Origin of the sequence: Pseudomonas oryzihabitans (assembly GCF_007665395.1) — a bacterium.
GTDB lineage: Bacteria > Pseudomonadota > Gammaproteobacteria > Pseudomonadales > Pseudomonadaceae > Chryseomonas > Chryseomonas psychrotolerans_C.
In genome coordinates, this window is sequence record NZ_VDND01000018.1 from 11,751 (window position 1) to 31,973 (window position 20,223).

Here is a 20,223-nt window from a genome sequence, read left to right on the forward strand (position 1 = left end):
GAGCGACTTCCAGGAAGAATCCGACGTGCCCCTATCGATTGTTCACGAGGCGAAAGGGTGTGACGGGATCGCGGCCATGGGCCGCTCCTACAGGTTCGCGGTGAACTTAGGGGCGGCCGTATTGGCTGAGCGCCCTGGCCGCGTTGAGCGAAGCGCCGGATTGACGCGGGAGTGGCGGCTTCGGCAGGAGGTTGGGCAACGCCGTAGTCTGAGTCACCAGTGGACCTAAGGCCCATCAGTGGAAAACGCTGCGCCTTTTTCCACGCTACGGGCTCGACCACGGGGTAGGGTGCCTGGAGCATCGAACTCGACTGCCCCCTCTCCCCCCGGGAGAGGGCTGGGGTGAGGGCAGCCGTACCTTGGCGTATTCAACCGGTCAGGCTCTGGGCGCTCCGCCCACTCTATGTGGCGACGCTGACCGCTCAATCCGGGTTCTGCCGAGTAGTGAAGGCGTTGCTCAGGATATTGAAGCAGGCTCGCCGTGGGCTGATGTCCTGATCCTTCGTCAGTCTTTTCCCATTACGCATTGCAGCTGCCGTCCTGGTTACCTCTGGCCTGGTGACGGCTGCAGCCCGCTCCTTGTCACGACGTTCTTCCGTTAATCGCCCGGCAAAGGTGTCCTGGGGTCGAAACACCGTGCCAGACGGTCGCACGGCCACTTACCGTCTCGCTATACTGGTCCGAGGTGTGATCTTCATCACGCTTTTGTCTGGACGGCGAGTAGGACGGTTCTCGAATGGCGGGCTTCAGACCAGGGGCGAGCAAGGCAGGGAGTAGCAAATGGATTCGCCGGGGGTTGCCGCTGTTGGCCTTCCTCGGTTTTGTCCTCCTCGGCTGGACCCTGATCACCCGGTTCGACGACGAAACCCGCCGGATGGACCGGGTGCGCACCGGCGAGGTCGCCATGACCTTCGCCCTGTCGGTGGAGAAGGTGCTCGAAAGCGCACTCTCCGCCACACGAACCCTGGCGGTCATGGTCTACCAGGGCAAGGGCCAGGTTCCCGACTTCACCGCGCTCGCGCGCTTCCTGCTGCCGTTGTACAAGGGTGCCTACGCCCTGTCGCTGGCGCCGGACGCGGTCATTCGCCAGATCGAGCCGCTGGATCGCAACCTGCTGGTGCGCGACCACGACCTCTGGGAGCACCAGGACCGCGGCAAACTGCTGCAAACGCTGGAAAGCAAGGATTCGCGCATCCAGTTCATGGGGCCCTTCAAGTTGATCCAGGGCCCCATCGGGGCGATCGGCATGCTCCCGGTGTTTCTCCCCGACCACCAGGGCCAGCCGCGTTTCTGGGGCTACACCGTGGTCACCCTGACGCTACCCGAAGCTCTCGAAGACGCCAATCTCGCCGCCATCGAGGCCCAGGGATACGCCTATCGACTGACGGGGCTCGATCCGGAGACGGGCGAGCTGAGGGTGTTGCAACAGTCAACGGCGGCGGTGACCGATGGGCTCTGTCGTGACATACGGATCGAAGCGACGGTCTGGTCCCTGTGCGTGGCGCCGCTGCCACGGTGGCAGAATCAGGCGCGACACTACGTCGATTTCGGCTTGGTCGTGCTCGGCAGTGCCTGGTTGGCCTGGCTGGTCCAGGCACTGCTCAGCCGCCGCGAAAGGCGCGCCGAACTGGTGCGCCAGGCCTTGTTCGATCCGCTCACCGGCCTGGCCAACCGGCGACTGATGGTAGAGCGGCTGACGCAGGCCCGCGAGCATGCCCACCAGCAGGGTAGCGTCTTCACCGTGGCGCTGCTGGACCTGGATGGCTTCAAGGCCGTCAACGATAGCTTCGGCCACGCCCAGGGCGACCAGGTCCTGGTGGTGACCGCCGAGCGGCTGCTGAAGGAAATCCGCAGTTCGGACACCCTGGCCCGGCTCGGCGGCGACGAATTCGTGCTGATCATGGAAGACCTGCCCGGACGCGAGGTCAGCGAACGGGTGCTGGAGCGCCTGTTGCGCGCGGTGCGCGAGCCGCTGGCCCTGGAAGGCGGTACGGGGCAGGTCTATGCCAGCATCGGCGTGGTAATCAGCGACAGCCTGCCGGCCGACGACAGCGACAGCGTGCTGCGCCGGGCGGATGCGGCCATGTATGAGGCCAAGCGCCGCGGCAAGAATTGCTATGTCTTCGCAAGCGACCTGCCGAGTCCGGCAGCGGCCGATCCGCTACCCGCAGGCGGCTGAATGGCCCCGCTAGCCACCCAGGGACTGCAGCGCCGCAGGCGCGCCCGTTGGCCTGAACCCGGCGCAGGCCCAGAAAGCAGGCAGCGCTTGCTCGGCAATTCCCCAGAGGTGGGCCGCGGGGGCGGTCCTAGACGTATTGCGCCGCCGCGTAGCCCGAGGCCCAGGCCCACTGGAAGTTGAAACCGCCCAGGTGGCCGGTGACGTCCAGCACCTCGCCGATGAAGTAGAGGCCGGGCGACTTGAGGGATTCCAGGGTCTTGGAAGAGACCTCGCGGGTATCGACCCCGCCCAGGGTCACCTCGGCGGTGCGATAGCCCTCGGTGCCCGCCGGTACCAATCGCCAGTCGTTCAGGCGCGCGGCGATGGCCTTGAGTTCGTCGGCACCGTATTGCTTCATCGGCTTGGACTGGAACCAGCTGTCCGCGAGCAGCGTGGCCATCTTCTTGGTGAACAACTCCCCGAGCAGCGTCTTGAGTTCGCTGTTGGGCCGCGCCTGGCGCTGCTCGGCGAGCCAGAGCGGCAGGTCGAGGTGGGGCAGCAGGTCGATGCTCAGGGCGTCCCCGGGTTGCCAGTACGAGGAGATCTGCAGGATCGCCGGGCCGCTCAGGCCGCGGTGGGTGAACAGCAGATTCTCGACGAAGCTCTGCCCGTTGCAACTGATGCGGACGTCTTCCACCGCGGTACCGGACAGGCTGCTGCAGAAGTCCTTCAGCTGCGGATCGGTGACGGTGAAGGGCACCAGGCCCGCGTGGGTCGGCAGCAGCTCATGGCCGAACTGGCGGGCGACCTGGTAGCCGAAGCCGGTGGCGCCCAGGGTCGGGATCGACAGGCCGCCGGTGGCGATCACCAGGGATTCGCCGCGCACCGGCCCCAGGCTGGTCTGCAACAGGTAGCCCTGCTCGAGCCGGGCGATCTCGCTCACCGAGGTGTTCAGGCGCAGCTCGACACCGCCGCGCTCGCACTCGTCCAGCAGCAGGGCGAGGATGTCGCTGGCCTTGTTGTCGCAAAATAGCTGGCCGAGCTTCTTCTCGTGATAGGGCACCCCATGCTTGGCCACCAGGGCGATGAAGTCCCATTGGGTGAAGCGGGCCAGGGCCGATTTGCAGAAGTGCGGATTGTGCGAGAGGAAGTTGCCGGGCTCGCAGTACAGGTTGGTGAAGTTGCAGCGGCCGCCGCCGGACATGAGGATCTTCTTGCCGGCCTTGTTGGCATGGTCGAGCACCAGCACCCGCCGCCCGCGCGCCGCCGCGCTCAGCGCACACATCAAACCTGCGGCGCCGGCGCCGATGATGACGACCTGGGTATCGAACACGCTGAACTCCTTGCCTACTGACGTCTGGCCATTGGCCTGCGGCGGCGCATGTTACCCGATCGGTCGGGCAGGGTGGGGAACCGGCGGCGTGCCGCCGGTCCGCTACCCGTGGCCGGCGCTGTCGGGTTGGCCAAGCTGGCTCTGGCGGCACCCCTGGGGGTTCTGCTGGGGCGGGGAGCGCCGCTCGTGGGCGGCAGTGTCCCTGGCCACCGCGGGCTAGCTCACCAGGTGGGTGGCGGCTTCTTCCAGGATCGCCTGCAGGCGCCGAGACAGCTCTTCGATCGAATAGGGCTTGTGCAGCAGTTCGAAGCCCTGGGCACCATTGGTCGCGAGGATATGGCTGTAGCCGGAGGTCAGCAGGACGGGCAGGCTGCGATACAGCCGCCTGACTTCGATGGCGAGTTCGAGACCGCTCATGCCCGGCATCACCACATCGGAAAACACCACGTCATAGTGGTCCGGCTGATCGGCGAGCAGGGCCAGGGCGCGGTCGGCCGTGGTGGCGAGCACCGGGCGATAGCCGAGATCGCGCAGCGAGTCGACCGCGAAGTGACCCACCTCGGCATTGTCTTCGACCACCAGGACCGCGGCCCCACGGCCGTCGGCCACGTCTGGACTGGCATTTTCCGCCAGGGGCGGGACCTCGCCGGTCGCTTGCGGCAGATAGAGCTCGAAGGTCGTCCCCTGGCCGACTTCGCTGGCGACGTGGATCTCCCCACCGGATTGCTTGATGAAGCCGAACACCTGGCTCAGGCCGAGGCCCGTGCCCTTGCCCACGCGCTTGGTGGTGAAGAAGGGTTCGAAGATCTGTTCGAGGTGTTCCCGGGCGATGCCACTGCCGGTGTCCGTGATGGCGATGACCACGGCGGGCACGGGCCCCTCACGCGGCGGCGTGCTGTGCGGCATGTCGGCGACGGGGGTGACGCCTATGGTCAAGTGGCCGTTACCATCCATGGCGTCCCGCGCATTGACCACCATGTTGACCAGGGCGGTATCGAACTGGCCGGGGTCGGCATAGACCAGGCAGCTTTGCTCGGCCAGTTCCAGGGTGACATCGATGCGCGAGCCCAGCAGCGTTCCGAGCATGTCGTGCAGCGCCCGGACGTTGGCGGTGGCGGAAAAGGTCTCGGGCGTGAGTGCCTGGCGCCGGGCGAAAGCCAGCAGTTGCCCGGTGAGCTTCGCTGCACGATCCACGGTGGTGGAAATCGCGCCGACGTAGCGCTCGCGGCGCTCTTCGCTCAGGTTCGGGCGCTTGAGCAGATCGCAGGATGACTTGATGACCGTCAGCAGGTTGTTGAAGTCGTGGGCGACCCCACCGGTGAGTTGGCCGATGGCCTCCATCTTCTGGGCCTGGCGCAACGCGTCCTCGGCCGTGGCGAGATCCAGCGCCTGCTGCCGTTGCTGGGAGACATCGCGGACCGTGGCGTAGATGAGCTCGGCGTTGCGCACGGCATTCCATGACAGCCAGCGATAGGAGCCGTCGCGGTGCCGGTAGCGATTTTCGAAGCCGATCACCGGCGTCCCCTGCTTGAGCACCGTGAAGGCCTGTCGCGTGGCGGCCAGGTCGGCCGGGTGGACGAAATTGATGAACGGCTGGGCTTGGAGTTCTTCGATGGTCCAGCCCAGCGTCTTTACCCACGCCGGATTGAGGTTGACGAAGAAGCCGTCGGCGTTCGCCACGCACAGCGGATCGTTCGAGCAATTCCAGATCTGATCCCGCTCGGCGGTACGCGCCGAGACCTGTCGCTGCAGGTCATCGTTGCGGGTCGAGATGGCCGCGGCCTGGGCCTGTTGCGCCCGTTCCGCGAGCATGCGGCTGGTGATATCCCGCGTCACGCAGACGATCTTGAGACGCTCGGTGCCGGCGACCTCGACGGGTGAGCAGGACACCTCCCACCAGCGCGGCTCACCTTGGGCGGTCGGGCAGTAGCCCTCCACGCGCGTGGTCTGGCCTGCAGCCGCCAGGGCGACCGCGCGCCTGATCTTGCCGGCTTCCTCTGCCGGCCACAGCGCGGCGTATTCGCGCCCCAGGACCTGGTCCAGGCACTGCAGCTGGTTGAGCGCGAGGCCCTGGGCATTCATGAATTCGATATCGCCCGTGGCGGAGAGGACCTTCACGCAGTCCAGGCTGGCCTTGAGCAAGCTGCGGGAAAAGGCTTCGCTGTGCAGGACGTTGCGCGCGGCGTGGAAGCGGCGCCGCGCACCGATTTCCAGGGCGATCATGCCGGCGAACAGCTCGAAGGCCGGGAGGATCTCGGGGCTGCTCGGACGCGCGGGCTGGGGATCTATCGCGCAGAGGGTGCCGAAGAAGCTGCCGTCGTCCAGCACGATGGGAACGGAAATATAGCTGCGCAGCCCGTATTGCCTGGGGGTGTGATGGTCGCGATAGCGCTCGTCCTGGGCCACGTCGTCGATCACTACCGGCTGGCGATGGTCGCGGATCTCATCGCAGATGGTCGATTCGACCTTCAGTTCGCCTCCGGGCGCCAGGCCGAAGCCGATGTGATCCAGCGTGCAGCAGGCGATCCAGCGGTCATCGGTGACCCGGGCGACGGCGGCGAAGCCCATGCCGGTCATCCGGCAGACCACCTCCAGGATCTTCGGAATGGCGGCGATTTCGCCGACCAGATCGACATCGTCAGCGAGGGGGTACGCAGGCACTGCAGTCGAAATCGGGGCGCTCATTGGCTCGCTCGAACCGTGCCTAGGCAGGGCAGTAGGAAAGTGGCGAGCGACAGGCTGACCGCGCGGGAGCAGGGCGCCAGCGGTGTCTGTCACAGGCCTTGCGCGGCCAGTATAGCGAGGGTGACAGCGAAGCGGGGGATAGTATCGACCGGTAGTTGTGATGGTCGTCGCGGTCTTCCGGCGCGCCCTTCCAAGATCGCTCCCGCTAAGTTCCGCTTCGAGCAGCGGAATGGCTGCCAGGAGGTAATTCAAATACCCAGCCAGGCGATTACTACCGGAAAAATAAAACCCACATAACCCACAAATCCAATATCTTTCCGCTTGACCCCGCCCGTCCTTCGCTATTCAATGCCGCTCAGACACCCGAGCGGTGAGAACGGTCTGGAAGCCAATGAAAACGCCCGTAAAAGACGTAGTTGTACCTGATGTGATCAGTTCTGCGCGGCGCATTCGCGACGGGGGGCTGACCTCGGTGGCCCTCGTACAGGCGTGCCTGGACTCCATAAAAGCCACTAATCACACGCTCAATGCTTTCGGCGACGTCTACGCCGAGCGGGCGCTGGCAGAGGCCGCGGGGCTGGATGCCGAAGCGGGCGAAGGACGCTTCCGCGGTCCTCTGCATGGCGTACCGTTCGGCATCAAGGACCTGTTCCACACCGCTGGCCTGCGGACGACCCGGGGGTCGCTCACGGCGCTCGACTATGTGCCGACCCAGGATGCACCCATCATCCAGCGCCTCAAGGCGGCGGGTGGGATAGTGCTAGGCAAGACGGCGACCACCGAGTTCGGCTGGACCGGCGCCAGCACCTCGCGGGTATTCGGCGACGGCCGTACGCCGTGGAATACGAGTTTGACCAGCGGTGGTTCGAGCTCAGGCTCCGCCATTGCCACCGCGGCGTGCATGGTACCGGCGGCCCTGGGCTCGGATGGGGGTGGTTCGGTACGGATCCCCAGCGCCTTTTGCGGCACCTTCGCCCTGAAGGGTTCTCTCGGTCGGATACCGACCTGGCCGTGGTCGGCGACGGAAATGCTCAGCCACGCGGGCCCCATCACCCGTACCGTGCGGGACAGCGCGCTGCTGTTCGATGTCCTGTCCGGTCCGGATGCGCTCGATCACCAGGCGCTCCCGGCGCCGACGGAGTCCTACCTGGCGCGCTGTGACCAGTCGCTGCCGCCGCTGCGCGTGGCCTATTGTCCGACGCTGTTCGAGACCCCGGTGCATCCGGAGGTGGCGGCTGGCGTGGAAGCGGCAGTAAACACCCTGGCACGCCAACTGCCGATCGAGGTCGAGCGGTTGACCCTGGAGTGGCGCGATCCGCTGGCGACCTTCGAGACGCTCTGGGTGGCAGGGCGCGGCATCGCCTACGGCAAGACCCTGGGCGGACGCCTGGGCGAGCTCGACCCCGGCTTCGCCTCTCTGATCGAGAAGGCGCGTCAGTACGATCTCGCCGACTACCTGGCGGCGTCCCAGCAACGCGCGATCTTCGCCAACCAGGTCCATGCGTTGTTCGAGTCCTACGATCTGTTGCTGCTGCCGACCTTGCCGATCTTGCCTTTTCCCGCCCACCTGACCGGGCCGGAAGAGGGCTTCGAGGCAGCCGACAGCGGCACCCCGTGGGCGCGCTGGACCCCCTTTACCTACCCCTTCAACCTGTCGGGAAATCCCGCGGCGAGTCTGCCCTGTGCCTGGAGCGCCGACGAGTTGCCCATCGGCCTGCAGGTGGTGGGGCCCCGGCATGCGGATGCCGCGGTACTGCAATTCTGCGCCGCGGTAGAAGCCTTGCTGCCTTGGGCGCAACGAATACCGCCGCTGCTGCGTTGACCTGATCCATACGGCGCTCGCCCGCTAAAGAGGCTGGCCCGTTGCACCACCTTGTCACCCTGCCTTTCACCGCGCTACCTGTGAAAGGAAACGTTCCATGGCTTCACCCGTCCCGCTATCGCCTCGCCTGTTCTCGCCGCCCAAGGTCGCGGCGAGGCTGCACGCACGCCGCGCGAAATCAGCCGAAGCAGCCCGTTACACTGAGCGCTTCTCTCTGTTGCGGAAGATCCCTGCCATGCTGAATCAGCCTCGCCTCGACGAAATCCTGCGTCTCATCAACCTGCAGCAACGCGTCAAGGCCGCGGACCTGGCGCAGGCCATGCAAGTGTCGGAAGAGACCATCCGGCGTGATCTCAAGCACCTCGAAGAGGTCGGCAAGCTGCGCCGCATCCATGGCGGCGCGGTGCTACCCAAGCCCAACGAAGAGCAGCCCCTGCAGGTGCGCAGCCGCATCCAGACGCGGGCCAAGACCCGGTTGGCGGCCTGTGCGGCGGAGCTGGTCCAGGACGGCATGGCGCTGTTCCTCGACACCGGTACCACCACGCTTGCGCTCGCGCAGCAGCTCACCCGGTTCAAGGCCCTGCGGGTGGTGACCAATTCCCTGGACATCGGTCTGCTGCTCACGCAGCACAGCGCCAACCAGGTGCTGATGACCCCCGGCGACATCCGCCGCAACGACAACGCCCTGATCGGCCCCCATACCCTGGCGTTCGCCGCGGGCTTTCACTACGACATCGCCTTCATGGGCATCGGCGCGGTGGACGCCGAACTGGGGCTCATGGACTACGAGGAGCCCGAGGCGCATCTGCGTCGCACCCTGACGGCGAATTGCCGCCGCAGCGTGATCCTGGCGGACGACGCCAAGTTCGGTCACCGCACCTTCATCAATACCCTGCCGTTCTCGGCGGTGGACACGCTGGTCAGCAACCGGCCACCGTCCGCCGAGTTCGTGCGCTGCCTGGAGTCAGCCGATGTCGAGCTCGTTTATCCGTGATCTTCCCGTCGCCGACGCGGCAGACCTCGATGCCTTCGATGCGCTGTTCGCGCAAAGCTCGGCCATCGGCGCCACCGCCAACGGCGGCCTGCATCGCCTGGCCGCGTCCGCCGAGGATGGCGCCATGCGCGATGTCTTCAGCGCCTGGCTGCGCGCCCATGGTTTCACCGTGCAGGTCGATGCGGTGGGCAACCTGTTTGGCCTGATGACCTTCGATCCTGCAGCGCCCTATGTGCTCTGTGGCTCTCATCTGGATACCCAGCCCAAGGCCGGTCGTTTCGACGGCGTCTATGGCGTGCTCGCCGGCGCGGTCGCCATCGCCAGCATCGCCCGCCAACTCGAAGCGCGCGGCGAAACGCCGGCCTTCAATCTCGCCGTGGTGAACTGGACGAACGAGGAGGGCGCGCGCTTTCAGCCCAGTCTCATCGGCAGCAGCGCCTTCATCGGCAGTCTCTCGGTCGACGAGGCCTGGGCCAGCCGCGACGGCGCCGGGGTGACGCTGGGGGAAGCCCTCGGGCAGATCGGCTATCGCGGTGAGGCGATGCTGGACCTGCCCGTCGCCGCCTACCTGGAAATGCATGTCGAGCAGGGCGTTCAGTTGGAAAGCCAGGGGCTTGCCATTGGTGTGGTACGGCGCACCTGGGCCGCTTTGAAATGGCGAGTTCGTTTCGACGGGGAGCAGAACCATACCGGTCCGGCGCCCATGGCGGTGCGTCGCGATGCCCTCCTGGCGGCGGCCGAGGCGATCGTGGCGGTCAGGGCCGAAGCCGAGCGGCATGGCCTGGACATGCACACCTCGGTAGGCCGCCTGGAACTCGAGCCCAACTCCCCCAACGTGGTGCCGGCACTGACGCGGCTGTGGGTGGAGTTTCGTTCGCCGTCCATGGCGCTGCTGGTGGAGGCCGAAGAGCGCTTTCGTGCCAGCCTCGATTCGATCGCCGCCCGTACCGGCACCACCTTCACGCTGGAAAGCGAGCAACTGCGCCAACCCAGCCACCTGCACGAAGGACTGGCTGACCTGGCGCGACTGACCTGCGCGGCGCTGGGGGTGCCCGCCGGCGATAGCGCCACCGTCGCCGGGCACGACGCCATCAGCCTGGGGCGTCGCTATCCCGCGGCCCTGTTGTTCGTACCCAGCCAGGGAGGACTGTCGCACAACGAAGCGGAATTCTCGGCTACCTCCGATCTGCACCAGGGATTACGCGTCCTCACGGCCTTGCTGTATCGCACCTGTTGCCAACCTGAGCTGTACCTCTGAGGTCCTGCGCCATGACGTCCACCCTCGAATTCGATCGTTTGCAACATGCGCTGGCCGCAGCAGGCATGACCGTCCTGCAGATCACACCGGGCACCCCGGGCGTGGCCTCGCCAACCCGTTTGGCCTGTGAGTGGGCGGGTTTCCACGTGCACAGTGACCAGGGCGCCTTCTATGCCAAGGTGCTGTACGACGACATGCGGCCGCTCATCGATTTCGCCCAGAGCGTCGAGGCGACCCGCTGCGCGGCCGCGGCCGGGGTCACGCCGGCGGTGCGGCTCGCGGATGCCGACCAGGGTGTCATGCTGCTCGAGCGCCTGGCGCCGGAGGACTGGCATTGGGCGCGCCTCGACCGACTGCAGCCGGAGCTCAGCCTGGAGGTTCTCTGGCGGCTCAAGCGAGCGGTGCAGGAGGGGCCGGCACCGGCCTTCGAGCGATCGCCCTGGGTCGATCTCGAAAGGCTTCGCACGCTCTGTCGCCAGCAGGCGGTGGCCTTGCCCGCTGACCACGCCTGGATCGATGACTGCGTCGAGCAGGCGTGGCACGCCCTGCGCCAGCAACCCGGCGAGGTGCGCCCCCTGCATGGCGATGGCCTCGCCGGCAATGTGATGGTCAATGCTGCCGGCGAATTCCGGCTGCTGGATTTCGATCGGGGCGGTTGCTTCGATCCCTGGTACGACGTCGCCATCACGCTCAACGAGCTCTATCCCTTCGAGCCGCAATGGCGCGCCGGTATCGCTCACTGGAGTGCGACGGCGAGCGACGCGGACTACGCCCGCTGCCGCCTCTACGGTCTGCTCGATGACTGGTACTGGACGCTGTGGGGCCTCTGGGCCGGCGTCGCCTCGACGCGGCCGCTGGAGTTCTCCAAGGTCGGCCAGTGGACCCTGTTGCGCTGCCGCATGACGATTCAGGAGTCGCGCTTCGAAAGCTGGCTCCGTCAGGTACGAGGATGAGCGAGATGAAGCGACTAGGCGAAGCGAGTACCCAGGCGGAACGGCAGCTCGAGCAAGCGATTCTCGCTCATCGGCCCTGGGCCGGCTGCGCGGCCCACTATGCCCCGGTCAGCGGCGGCATTTCCAACACCAACTGGCGGGTGCAGATCGAAGGGGCGCCGACGGCGTTCTTCCTCAAGGTACCGGGGCAGGGCACGGAGCTCTTCATCGACCGGCGCACCGCCCACGATGCCAGCCTCAAGGCCGCGGCCACCGGTTATGGCGCCCCGGTGGTGGCCTTTCTCGAGGAACACGGCGTGGAGGTCTTCGAATTCATGGAGGGCTGGCGCGCCTCGTCCAATCGTGACTTCCTCGATCGCGACGTCCGCCACCGGGCGTTGCTTGCACTCAAGGCGTTCAACGACCAGCCCTTGCTGATCCAGACCAAGACGGCCTTCGACATGATCGACGAGCACCAGCGCCAGGTACGGGAGCTGGGCGGTCAGTGGCCTGACGACCATGCCTGGCTCGACCGCCAGTATCGCCGCGCCCGCCAGGCACTGGAGGCATCGGGTGTCGATCTGGCGCCCTGCATGAACGACACCCTGGCGGGCAACTTCATGCTCAACGCCGCCGCCGAGGTGCGCCTGGTGGACTTCGAATATGCCTCCAACAACGATCGCCACTATGAACTGGCGCTGTGGTTCGGCGAGATGTTCTTCGCCCCGGACATGGAATTGGCCTTGCTCGAAGACTACTTCGGCGCCGTGACCCCTCAGACGCTGGCGCGGGTGTACGTCAACAAGGCGCTGGCCGACCTCAAGTGGTCCACCTGGGCCATGGTGCAGCACGCCGTCTCGCAGATCGACTTCGACTTCTACAAGTATGGCGCGCTCAAGCACAGCCGCGCCCGCAGCGTCATCCACGATTCCCGCTGGGAGACCTGGCTCAGGCAGGTCTGACGGATCCCCGAGCCGCCTCGCAGAAGGTGGCCGACAACGACAGGAAACACCGGCGTACCCCAGGGGATGAGTTGCTCAGCCTCCTGGAACGCCCCTCGACTGCCTCGCGAAGCCTCTTTCGATCAACCGTCGGCCTGCCACAGGAGCCAGCCCTCGTGAACAGTCTCATTCTCCCTCGTGTGCCTTCCGCAGCGCTGCGCTGCGGCGTCCGGAAGGGGGTGTCGTCATGACGTCCTCCCGGCCTTTCTCGCTCAAGACCTGCGGTTTCGGTCTGTACTTCTTCGCCCTGCTGCTGATGGCGGTGTTCCCGCCGTTCTACCTCAGCGTGAGCGGCAGCGCTCGACTGGTACTGGGCATTCCCTTGCCGATCTTCTACTGGATCCTCATCGCCGTGCTGCTGGGCGTCGGCGTAGCGGCGCTCTATCTCGTCGAATCCGCCAATGGCGACATCCCCGAGGACCTTCAGCCATGATCCCTTCCGGCAGCACCTTCGACATGCTCATCAGCTTCGGCGTCATCGGCCTGTTCCTGGCCGGGATGATCGCCGTGCTCTATCTCACCAACAAGCAGAGCCATGACTTCGCCGACTACGCGGTCGGCGGTCGTTCCTACGGGCCCTGGTACATCGCCATGTGCTACACCAACTCCTGGTGGCCGGGCGCGACCTTCACGGCGTTCTTCTCCTTGTCGGTGGGCGGGGCGCTCGGCTTCTACGGCATGGTCTATTCGACCCTCGGCGTGACCGCCATGTACCTCATGGCCAATCGCGCCTGGACCTGGGGCCAGAAATTCAACCTCACCACCCAGCCCGACCTGCTGGGCATGAGATTTGGCAGCCCGGCGGTCAAGCGACTAGCCTCCATCATCGGCATCATCTCGGTGTTCCCCTGGGTGGTCATGGGCATCCAGGCACTGGCCATGCTGTTCCAGTTCGCCAGCTTCGGCAGCTGGGGCATCACCGCCTGCCTGACCGCCGGCGTGCTGGTGGTGCTGATCCGCCAATACTGGACGGTGAGCATGGGCATGCGTGGCCTGATCATGACCGACATGTACCAGGGCCTGATCGCCTATGTCCTGGCCGCCGCGCTCTGTGTCTTCCTGCTGGGGGGCAGTGAAAACGCCTCCTTCGCCAACCTGGCCGAACTGCCGGCCAAGATGCTGCTGATTCCCGGAGACACCGGCACCGGCTATGGCGCCTGGTATATGTTCAGCCTGATCTTCACCGGGGTGATCGGCTCCATGTGCTGGCCCATGAGCTTCCAACGCATCTACACCGCCAGCGGCGTCCGCTCGGTGAAGAAGGGCACGGTCTACACCATCCTGCTGGTGGGCGGTTTCTACGGCATCCTCATGCTGTTCGCCGCCGCGGTCAGCCAGGACCCGAACGTGGCGGCCCACCCGCAGCAGGGCTGGTTCCTGTCGCTGTTCGATATTGGCGGCCCCTGGCTGCTGGCGCTGGCCATCGCCATCGTGCTGGCCGCGAGCATCGGTCACGTCGACGGCTGCGTGCAGGTCTGCGGTGTGCAGTTCGCCAATGACCTGGCGACCTGGACCACGCCCCGGACCGACCGCCAGCTCACCGCGCTGGCCAAGGGTGGGATGATCGTCTTCATCGCCGCCGCCGCCGTGGTGGCCTACCTGACCTTCAACTACGCGCGCCTGCAGCTGTTGGCCCAGATTTCCTACCAGGGGATCATCCAGCTGGCCGTGCCGCTGTTCTTCGGCCTCTTCACCCGCTGGGGCAACAAGCAGGGCGCCATCCTGGGGATGCTTACCGGCATCCTCATCGCCATCGTCCTGACGGTGCTCTACCCGGATGACATCGCGGCACTGGGTTCGCTCACCAGCGGCATCGTCGGCGTGATCTTCAACGCGCTGGTGTTCGTCGGCTGCGCCCTGGCCATCAAGCCGAGCGAAGCGGAGAGCCGGCGGGTCGCCGAGCTGTTCGAACTCGGCGTGGTCTCGCGCGCGGCGGCCAAAGGTACCGCCGCGCCGGCAATGGGCTAAGCCATCCCTCGCGGCCGCCAGCGCCGGGTTGGCGGCCGCGTCTCTTCAACACGCTGGAAACTTCCCATGGCTCTTGCTTTGTTCGACCTCGACGAAACACTCATCCACGGCGACTGCGCCAGCCTTTGGAGTGCCTGGATGGCACGCATCGGCTGGGTGGACGCCGAGGACTTTCCGCGCCGCGACCAGGCGCTCATGGCCCTGTACGGCCAGGGGCGACTGGCCATGGAAGACTACATGGCGTTCAGCCTCGAACCGCTGGTTGGCCGGACGCCCGAGGAAGTGGCCGAGGTGGTGCGCAGTTACCTCGACACTGTCATCGCACCGCGCTTCTATCCCGACGCCCGCAGCACCGTGGCGGCCCATCGCCAGGCGGGTGACCGTCTGCTGGTGATCTCGGCATCGGCGGCCTTCCTGGTCCAGCCCATCGCGGCCTGCCTCGGCATCGACGAGGTGCTGGCGATAGACCTAGAGGTGGTTGCGGGCCGGTATACGGGGCGCACCTCGGGCGTGCTCACCTACCGCGAGGGCAAGGTGATTCGTCTCGAGCAGTGGCTGCAGGAGCAGCACGAGTCCCTGGCGGGCGCCAGTTTCTATTCCGACTCCCGTAACGACCTGCCGCTGTTGAGCAAGGTCGAGCACCCGGTGGCGGTCAACCCCGACGAGGTTCTGCTGGCCCAGGCCCAGGCCGCGGGATGGAAGGTGCTCGACTGGCGGATCGCCTGAACCTTCGCGGCTCGGCAGGCTGCGTCATAACGTCACGCTCCAGGGCGCTTTGACCCCGGTCGCGGCGCGGCAGAGTTACACCGCGACCTGCTGGAGCCGATGGACACGCCCTGGTCATCAGCGTGGCTCAAGCTGTGCGGGGCCAGGCGTCGCGTCTCGCCGAGCGCCGCTGCCGACCGTTCGTTAAAGCCTGAACTGACGGAGCGGTGCGGCTCTCTTGTGCGTGCTGTCGCCGATAGTCAGTGGCCGCCTCCGGCAATCGCAAGCGGCGCGCCAGACAGGTTCTGCTCAAGTAATCGCGGTTGCAGCCGCTTCGCTTGCCTCTCTCATCATGGGTTCCTCGCTATGTCTTTTCGCTTATTCAGCATCGCTCACCGCAGTCTCTTCTGTTTCGGCCTCATGGCTATCCTGGTCGCGAGCCTCGGCATCTTCAGCGTTCTGGAAATGACCCAGATCCGGCGGCAGAGTCTGGTGATAGAGACCAGGAGCGTTCCCGGTATCCTCGAGGCGGACAACCTGGCGGTCCAGGTGGCCCGTACCCGAATCGAAGTCTTGCGCCTGCTGGCCGTACCTGAGGCCGCTTCGGTCGCGGCGACGCGGAAGAAGATCGAAGCCATCAGCGCCGAGGTCTCGACGGGCTTCGGTCGCTATGAGCGACAGGGCATGTCCGATCGTGAGCGCCAATCCTTCGAGGTGCTGCGGGATACCTACCGGGATTATCTGGCCAACGCCTATCGGGTGGCCGACTTGGTACTGGCGGGGAAGATGGATGAGGGGCGCTCCCTCGTGCAAGCCGCCATGACGCAGCAGGGCAATCAGATGAACGAGCGCACCGAAGCCTTGCGCAAGATCAACCAGGAAGACATCCAGACCGCGGCGGATGCTTCCAGCGCCACCTATGGCCAGGCGAAGTCGGTCACCTGGGTCGCCATTGCCCTGGCTTTGAGCCTCACGCTGCTGTTGGCCTGGCGGCTGACGGTCAGCATGACCAGGCCGATCGCGGCAGCGGTCGCGGCGGCCAAGACCATCGCGAGTGGCGACCTGACGCAGGTCCTGGACACCCAGGGGCGCGACGAGGCAGCCCAATTGCTGCAGGCCATGCGTCAGATGCAGGCGAACCTGCGCGACACCCTGGGGCACCTCGGGCATTCGGCGACGCAGCTGGCGTCGGCGGCGGAAGAAATGTCGGCGGTCACTCAACAAAGCGCCCAGATGCTCCAGCAGCAGAACAGCGAAATCGAGATGGCCGCCACCGCCGTCACCGAAATGAGCCAGGCGGTAGAAGAGGTGGCGGGTAACGCCACTTCGACGTCTGCCGAGTCACGCCAGGCGGCCGAGACGGCGCGCCAAGGCCAGCAGCAGCTGGGCGATACGCTCAGCGCCATCCAGACGCTCACCGATAACGTCATGGGCGCGAGCGAACGGGCACGGGAACTGGCAGACCAGACCCGCAACATCAGCCAGGTGCTGGATGTCATTCGCTCGGTCGCGGACCAGACCAACCTCCTGGCCCTCAACGCCGCGATTGAGGCGGCACGCGCTGGTGATGCGGGGCGTGGCTTTGCGGTCGTGGCCGATGAGGTTCGGGCGCTCGCGCATCGCACCGGGGAAAGCACGCGGGAAATCGAAGGCATGATCGGCAGCATCCAGCAGGGCACCGGCCAGACCGTGGACGCCTTGCTGACCAGTGCCGACCAGGCACGGCAGACCCGTGACCGGGCGGAGTCGGCCAATGCCGCATTGGTCGCCATTGCCCAATCGGTATCCGGCATCGACGAGCGGAATCTGGTGATCGCCAGCGCCGCCGAGGAGCAGGCGCAGGTGGCGCGGGAAGTCGACCGCAACCTGGTGCAAATCCGTGACCTGTCGGTGCAGACCGCCACCGGCGCCAGCCAGACCCGTGCGGCGAGCCGGCAGCTGTCGGACCTGGCGCTTTCGCTCACGGGACAGGTCGGTCGCTTCCAGTTGTAAGACGAGGTCGGGCGCGCACCCTAGGGCCGTCACCCTGCCGCAGGCGGATTCAGCCAGGAGGGGAGCTGCCTGATGCGGGAGGGGGCAGGGTCCCTCGTGGCCCAAGTCGGACTTCGGCGGCCTCACGGTGAGGATGGGCAAGGGGCAGGGTCGCGCTGATCCCCGGTTTCGCCGGGCGCGCTGCCAGGATGACGAGCGGCACGCCCCGACCGGGAGGACGGCCGCATGAGGCGATGGTGGGACAGGAAGGTTTCCCCGTGCTGGTGCGTCAGGGTTCTCGCTGCACGCTACTGGTGCGCGGATCGATCATCGGCCGGGACACCGGTTGGTCATTCGAGCGCCTGGGGCTTGAGATAGACGCTGACGGCAGTCCTCGCCTGTTTCAGGGGCAGGTTGGCACAGAGCATGCAGATCTTGAATTCACACTTGTATACAAGAATGAATGCTCATGAATCCGTACCCCATCAGCACCCTGGCCCAGCGCTATGCCGCAGGTGATCTGACGCCCAGTCAGACCGTACAGACCTTGCTCGAGACGCTGGCGCTCAGTGATCGACCGGAGGTGTGGATTCACCGTCTACCGCAGGAGGTCCTGCAGGCGCGGGCTCGGGAGTTGGAGCAGCAGGCCCGCGAGCTCGGCGAGGCGTTGCCGGAGCGTTTGCCGCTCTATGGCATTCCCTTCGCGGTCAAGGACAACATCGATGTCGCCGGACTGCCCACCACGGTGGCCTGTCCAGAGTTCGCCTACGTGGCCCGGGAAAACGCCTACGTCGTCCAGCGTCTGCTGGATGCCGGCGCGATCCTGGTGGGCAAGACCAACCTCGATCAGTTCGCCACCGGCCTGGTGGGCGTCCGCTCGCCCTATGGCGCCGTGCGCAATGCGGTCGATGAGCGCTATGTGTCGGGTGGCTCCAGCTCCGGCTCGGCGGTGGCCGTCGCCCTGGGCCAGGTGGCCTTCGCCCTGGGGACGGATACCGCCGGCTCCGGGCGGGTGCCCGCTGGCTTCAACGGTATCGTCGGGCTCAAGCCGAGTCTGGGACTGCTCAGCAGCCGTGGCGTCGTGCCGGCCTGCCGAAGCGTCGACACCCTGTCGATCTTCGCCGCGGATGCGGCCAGTGCCTGGCAGGTCATGCAGGTGGCGGCCCACTACGATGCCGGGGACGCCTATGCGCGCCAACCCCTGGTCCGCCCCGTGCAGCGCCGGCAACGCCGGGTGGCGGTACCGGCGCAGCCGGAATTCTTCGGCGACGACCAGGCCAGGGAAGCCTTCGCCCAGAGCCTGGCGCGGTTGCGCCAGGATCCGAGCGTGGTGCTGACCGAGATTCCCTATGCCGTCCTGGCCGAGGCCGCCGCGCTGCTGTACCAGGGGCCCTGGGTGGCCGAAAGGCGGGCGGCCGTAGGGCCGTTCTTTGAGCAGCGACCGGCGGCCATCCATCCCGTGGTCAAGGGCATCCTGGCTGGCGCGGATCGTTTCAGCGCGGTCGATACCTTCGAGGCCCACTACCGGCTGCAAGCCCTGACCCGGGAGGCCGAGCGGCTGCTGGCCGACGTCGACCTGCTGGTGGTACCTACGGCGCCGTGCATGCCCACCATCGCCGAGGTACTGGCCGATCCCGTCCAGAGCAATGCGCGCCTGGGCCACTACACCAATTTCGTCAACCTGATGAACATGGCGGCCTTCGCCCTGCCAGGCGTGCGCCGCGCCGATGGCTTGCCGGCGGGTATCACCCTGATCGGCCGCGCGGGCTCGGACCAGTACCTGGCCGAGACGGCCGCCCGCTGGCAGTCGCTGTTCGGGGGCGAGGATCAAGGCGATGCCATCGCCCTCGCGCCGCTGGACGCGGGTGAACCCCAGGTGGAAGTGGCCGTCGTGGGCGCGCATCTCTGGGGCCAGCCGCTGAACTGGCAACTGCTCGAAAGCGGTGCCCGCCGCCTGTCCAGCACCACCACCAGCGACCACTACCGGCTCTATGCGCTGGCCAATACCCAGCCGGCCAAGCCTGGCCTGGTCAGGGTGGCGGAGCAGGGCGCGGCGATTAACCTCGAGGTCTGGGCCATGCCGCTGCGCCTCTTCGGCGCCTTCGTCGCCGCGATTCCCGCGCCACTCGGCATCGGCTCGGTCGAGTTGGCCGATGGACGCTGGGTCAAGGGCTTCATCTGCGAGCCTGCCGGGCTCGCTGGCGCCCAGGACATCACCCGCTTTGGGGGCTGGCGCGCCTATCGCGCTTCGCTCTGATCCCGACACCCACCGAGGACCTTGACATGAATCCTATCGACCGTCGCAATTTCATCAAGCTGGCAGGGCTGATCGGCGCCAGTGCCGCGCTCCCGTTCAGCCTGGCCCGGGCTGCCGACAAGCCCCTCGTCGTCGGCTTCATCTATGTCGGTGCCCGCGACGATTTCGGCTACAACCAGGCCCATGCGCAGGCTGCCGCGATTATCAAGACGCTGCCCAACGTCAAGGTGATCGAAGAGGAGAACGTCCCGGAAACCGTGGCGGTGCAGAAGTCCATGGAAGCCATGATCCGCCAGGATGGCGCCACCCTGATCTTCCCCACCTCCTTCGGCTACTTCGACCCCCATGTGCTCAAGGTGGCGAAGAAGTACCCGGATGTCCGCTTCGCCCACTGCGGTGGCCTCTGGCAGGAGGGCAAGGATCCGCTCAATGCCGGCAGTTTCTTCGGCTACATCGATGAGGGGCAGTACCTCAATGGCGTGGTGGCGGGCCATATGAGCCAGTCGAAGAAGCTCGGCTTCATCGCGGCCAAGCCCGTGCCCCAGGTACTGCGCAACCTCAATGCCTTCACCCTCGGTGCCCGTTCGGTGGATCCGAGCATCACCGTGACGGTGATCTTCACCGGTGACTGGTCGCTGCCGGTCAAGGAAGCCGAGGCGGCCAACAGCCTGATCGACCGCGGCTGCGACGTCCTGACCTGCCACGTGGATGGCCCCAAGGTGATCGTCGAGACCGCCGAGAAGCGCGGCGTCATGACCTGTGGCTATCACGCCAGCCAGGCCGCCCTGGCGCCCAAGGGCTATCTCACCGGTGCCGAGTGGAATTGGGAAACCCCCTATCGCGCCCATGTCGAGGCCGCGCAGGCCGGCAAGCCGATGGTCAACTTCATGCGTGGCGGGCTCAAGGACGGCTTCGTGAAGACCTCGGCCTATGGCCCGAAGGTGAGCGACGCCGCCAAGCAGCAGGCCGATGCCATCAAGGCGCAGATGCTCGCGGGCAGCTTCGTCATCTTCAAGGGCCCGATCAAGGACAACAAGGGCACGGTCGTCATCGCGGACGGTACCAGCCAGCCGCAGACCGACGTGGTGCTGGAGCGGATGAACTACCTGGTCGAAGGCGTCCAGGGCCAGATCTGAGGG

General features: G+C 66.3%; 14 protein-coding genes. 12 read left to right on the forward strand and 2 right to left on the reverse strand.

The window, feature by feature from the left end; translation table 11 throughout:
• Positions 1 to 796: 796 nt before the first annotated feature.
• Positions 797 to 2,179, forward strand: coding sequence for a sensor domain-containing diguanylate cyclase (locus tag FSV73_RS24585; protein WP_186309343.1), 1,383 nt, complete (start codon positions 797 to 799; stop codon positions 2,177 to 2,179).
• 127 nt (positions 2,180 to 2,306) lie between these two features.
• Here FSV73_RS24585 and FSV73_RS24590 read toward each other — a convergent pair whose 3' ends face one another.
• Both FSV73_RS24590 and FSV73_RS24595 read right to left on the reverse strand, forming a co-directional pair.
• The gene (locus FSV73_RS24590) at positions 2,307 to 3,491 is read right to left on the reverse strand and encodes an NAD(P)/FAD-dependent oxidoreductase (protein ID WP_145012912.1); all 1,185 of its coding nucleotides are present in this window, start codon (positions 3,489 to 3,491) and stop codon (positions 2,307 to 2,309) included.
• A gap of 216 nt (positions 3,492 to 3,707) precedes the next feature.
• A complete protein-coding gene (locus tag FSV73_RS24595; RefSeq protein WP_260856163.1) occupies positions 3,708 to 6,152 on the reverse strand; it encodes a PAS domain S-box protein in 2,445 nt (814 codons plus the stop codon).
• Between the two features lie 415 nt (positions 6,153 to 6,567).
• Between FSV73_RS24595 and FSV73_RS24600 the strand changes: the two genes are divergently transcribed.
• The 11 genes from FSV73_RS24600 to FSV73_RS24650 all read left to right on the forward strand — a co-directional run bounded on the left by FSV73_RS24600 (position 6,568) and on the right by FSV73_RS24650 (position 20,220).
• Positions 6,568 to 7,998 (forward strand): amidase, encoded by a 1,431-nt coding sequence (locus tag FSV73_RS24600; protein ID WP_145012916.1) that lies wholly within the window; start codon positions 6,568 to 6,570, stop codon positions 7,996 to 7,998.
• A gap of 235 nt (positions 7,999 to 8,233) precedes the next feature.
• On the forward strand, positions 8,234 to 8,992 hold the full coding sequence (locus FSV73_RS24605) for a DeoR/GlpR family DNA-binding transcription regulator (protein WP_145012918.1): 759 nt from the start codon (positions 8,234 to 8,236) through the stop codon (positions 8,990 to 8,992).
• Positions 8,970 to 10,250 carry a Zn-dependent hydrolase gene (locus FSV73_RS24610; RefSeq protein ID WP_145012919.1) on the forward strand — a complete coding sequence of 427 codons (1,281 nt, stop codon included), beginning with the start codon at positions 8,970 to 8,972 and terminating at the stop codon, positions 10,248 to 10,250. The genes FSV73_RS24605 and FSV73_RS24610 overlap by 23 nt, the downstream gene beginning before the upstream one ends.
• Before the next feature lie 11 nt (positions 10,251 to 10,261).
• A complete protein-coding gene (locus FSV73_RS24615; RefSeq protein WP_145012921.1) occupies positions 10,262 to 11,203 on the forward strand; it encodes an aminoglycoside phosphotransferase family protein in 942 nt (313 codons plus the stop codon).
• A 5-nt stretch (positions 11,204 to 11,208) separates the two neighbouring features.
• Positions 11,209 to 12,144, forward strand: coding sequence for a choline kinase family protein (locus FSV73_RS24620; protein ID WP_145012923.1), 936 nt, complete (start codon positions 11,209 to 11,211; stop codon positions 12,142 to 12,144).
• A gap of 226 nt (positions 12,145 to 12,370) precedes the next feature.
• Positions 12,371 to 12,616, forward strand: coding sequence for a hypothetical protein (locus FSV73_RS24625; RefSeq protein WP_145012925.1), 246 nt, complete (start codon positions 12,371 to 12,373; stop codon positions 12,614 to 12,616).
• Positions 12,613 to 14,151, forward strand: a complete 1,539-nt coding sequence (locus FSV73_RS24630) for a sodium:solute symporter family protein (RefSeq protein WP_145012927.1) — start codon at positions 12,613 to 12,615, stop codon at positions 14,149 to 14,151. Before FSV73_RS24625 ends, FSV73_RS24630 begins: the two co-directional genes overlap by 4 nt.
• A 66-nt stretch (positions 14,152 to 14,217) precedes the next feature.
• Positions 14,218 to 14,877, forward strand: a complete 660-nt coding sequence (locus FSV73_RS24635) for an HAD family hydrolase (RefSeq protein WP_145012929.1) — start codon at positions 14,218 to 14,220, stop codon at positions 14,875 to 14,877.
• 345 nt (positions 14,878 to 15,222) lie between these two features.
• Positions 15,223 to 16,848 (forward strand): methyl-accepting chemotaxis protein, encoded by a 1,626-nt coding sequence (locus tag FSV73_RS24640; protein WP_145012931.1) that lies wholly within the window; start codon positions 15,223 to 15,225, stop codon positions 16,846 to 16,848.
• A 448-nt stretch (positions 16,849 to 17,296) separates the two neighbouring features.
• The gene (gene atzF / locus FSV73_RS24645) at positions 17,297 to 19,084 is read left to right on the forward strand and encodes an allophanate hydrolase (RefSeq protein WP_145012933.1); all 1,788 of its coding nucleotides are present in this window, start codon (positions 17,297 to 17,299) and stop codon (positions 19,082 to 19,084) included.
• Between the two features lie 26 nt (positions 19,085 to 19,110).
• Positions 19,111 to 20,220, forward strand: coding sequence for a BMP family ABC transporter substrate-binding protein (locus FSV73_RS24650; protein ID WP_145012935.1), 1,110 nt, complete (start codon positions 19,111 to 19,113; stop codon positions 20,218 to 20,220).
• Positions 20,221 to 20,223 lie beyond the last annotated feature (3 nt).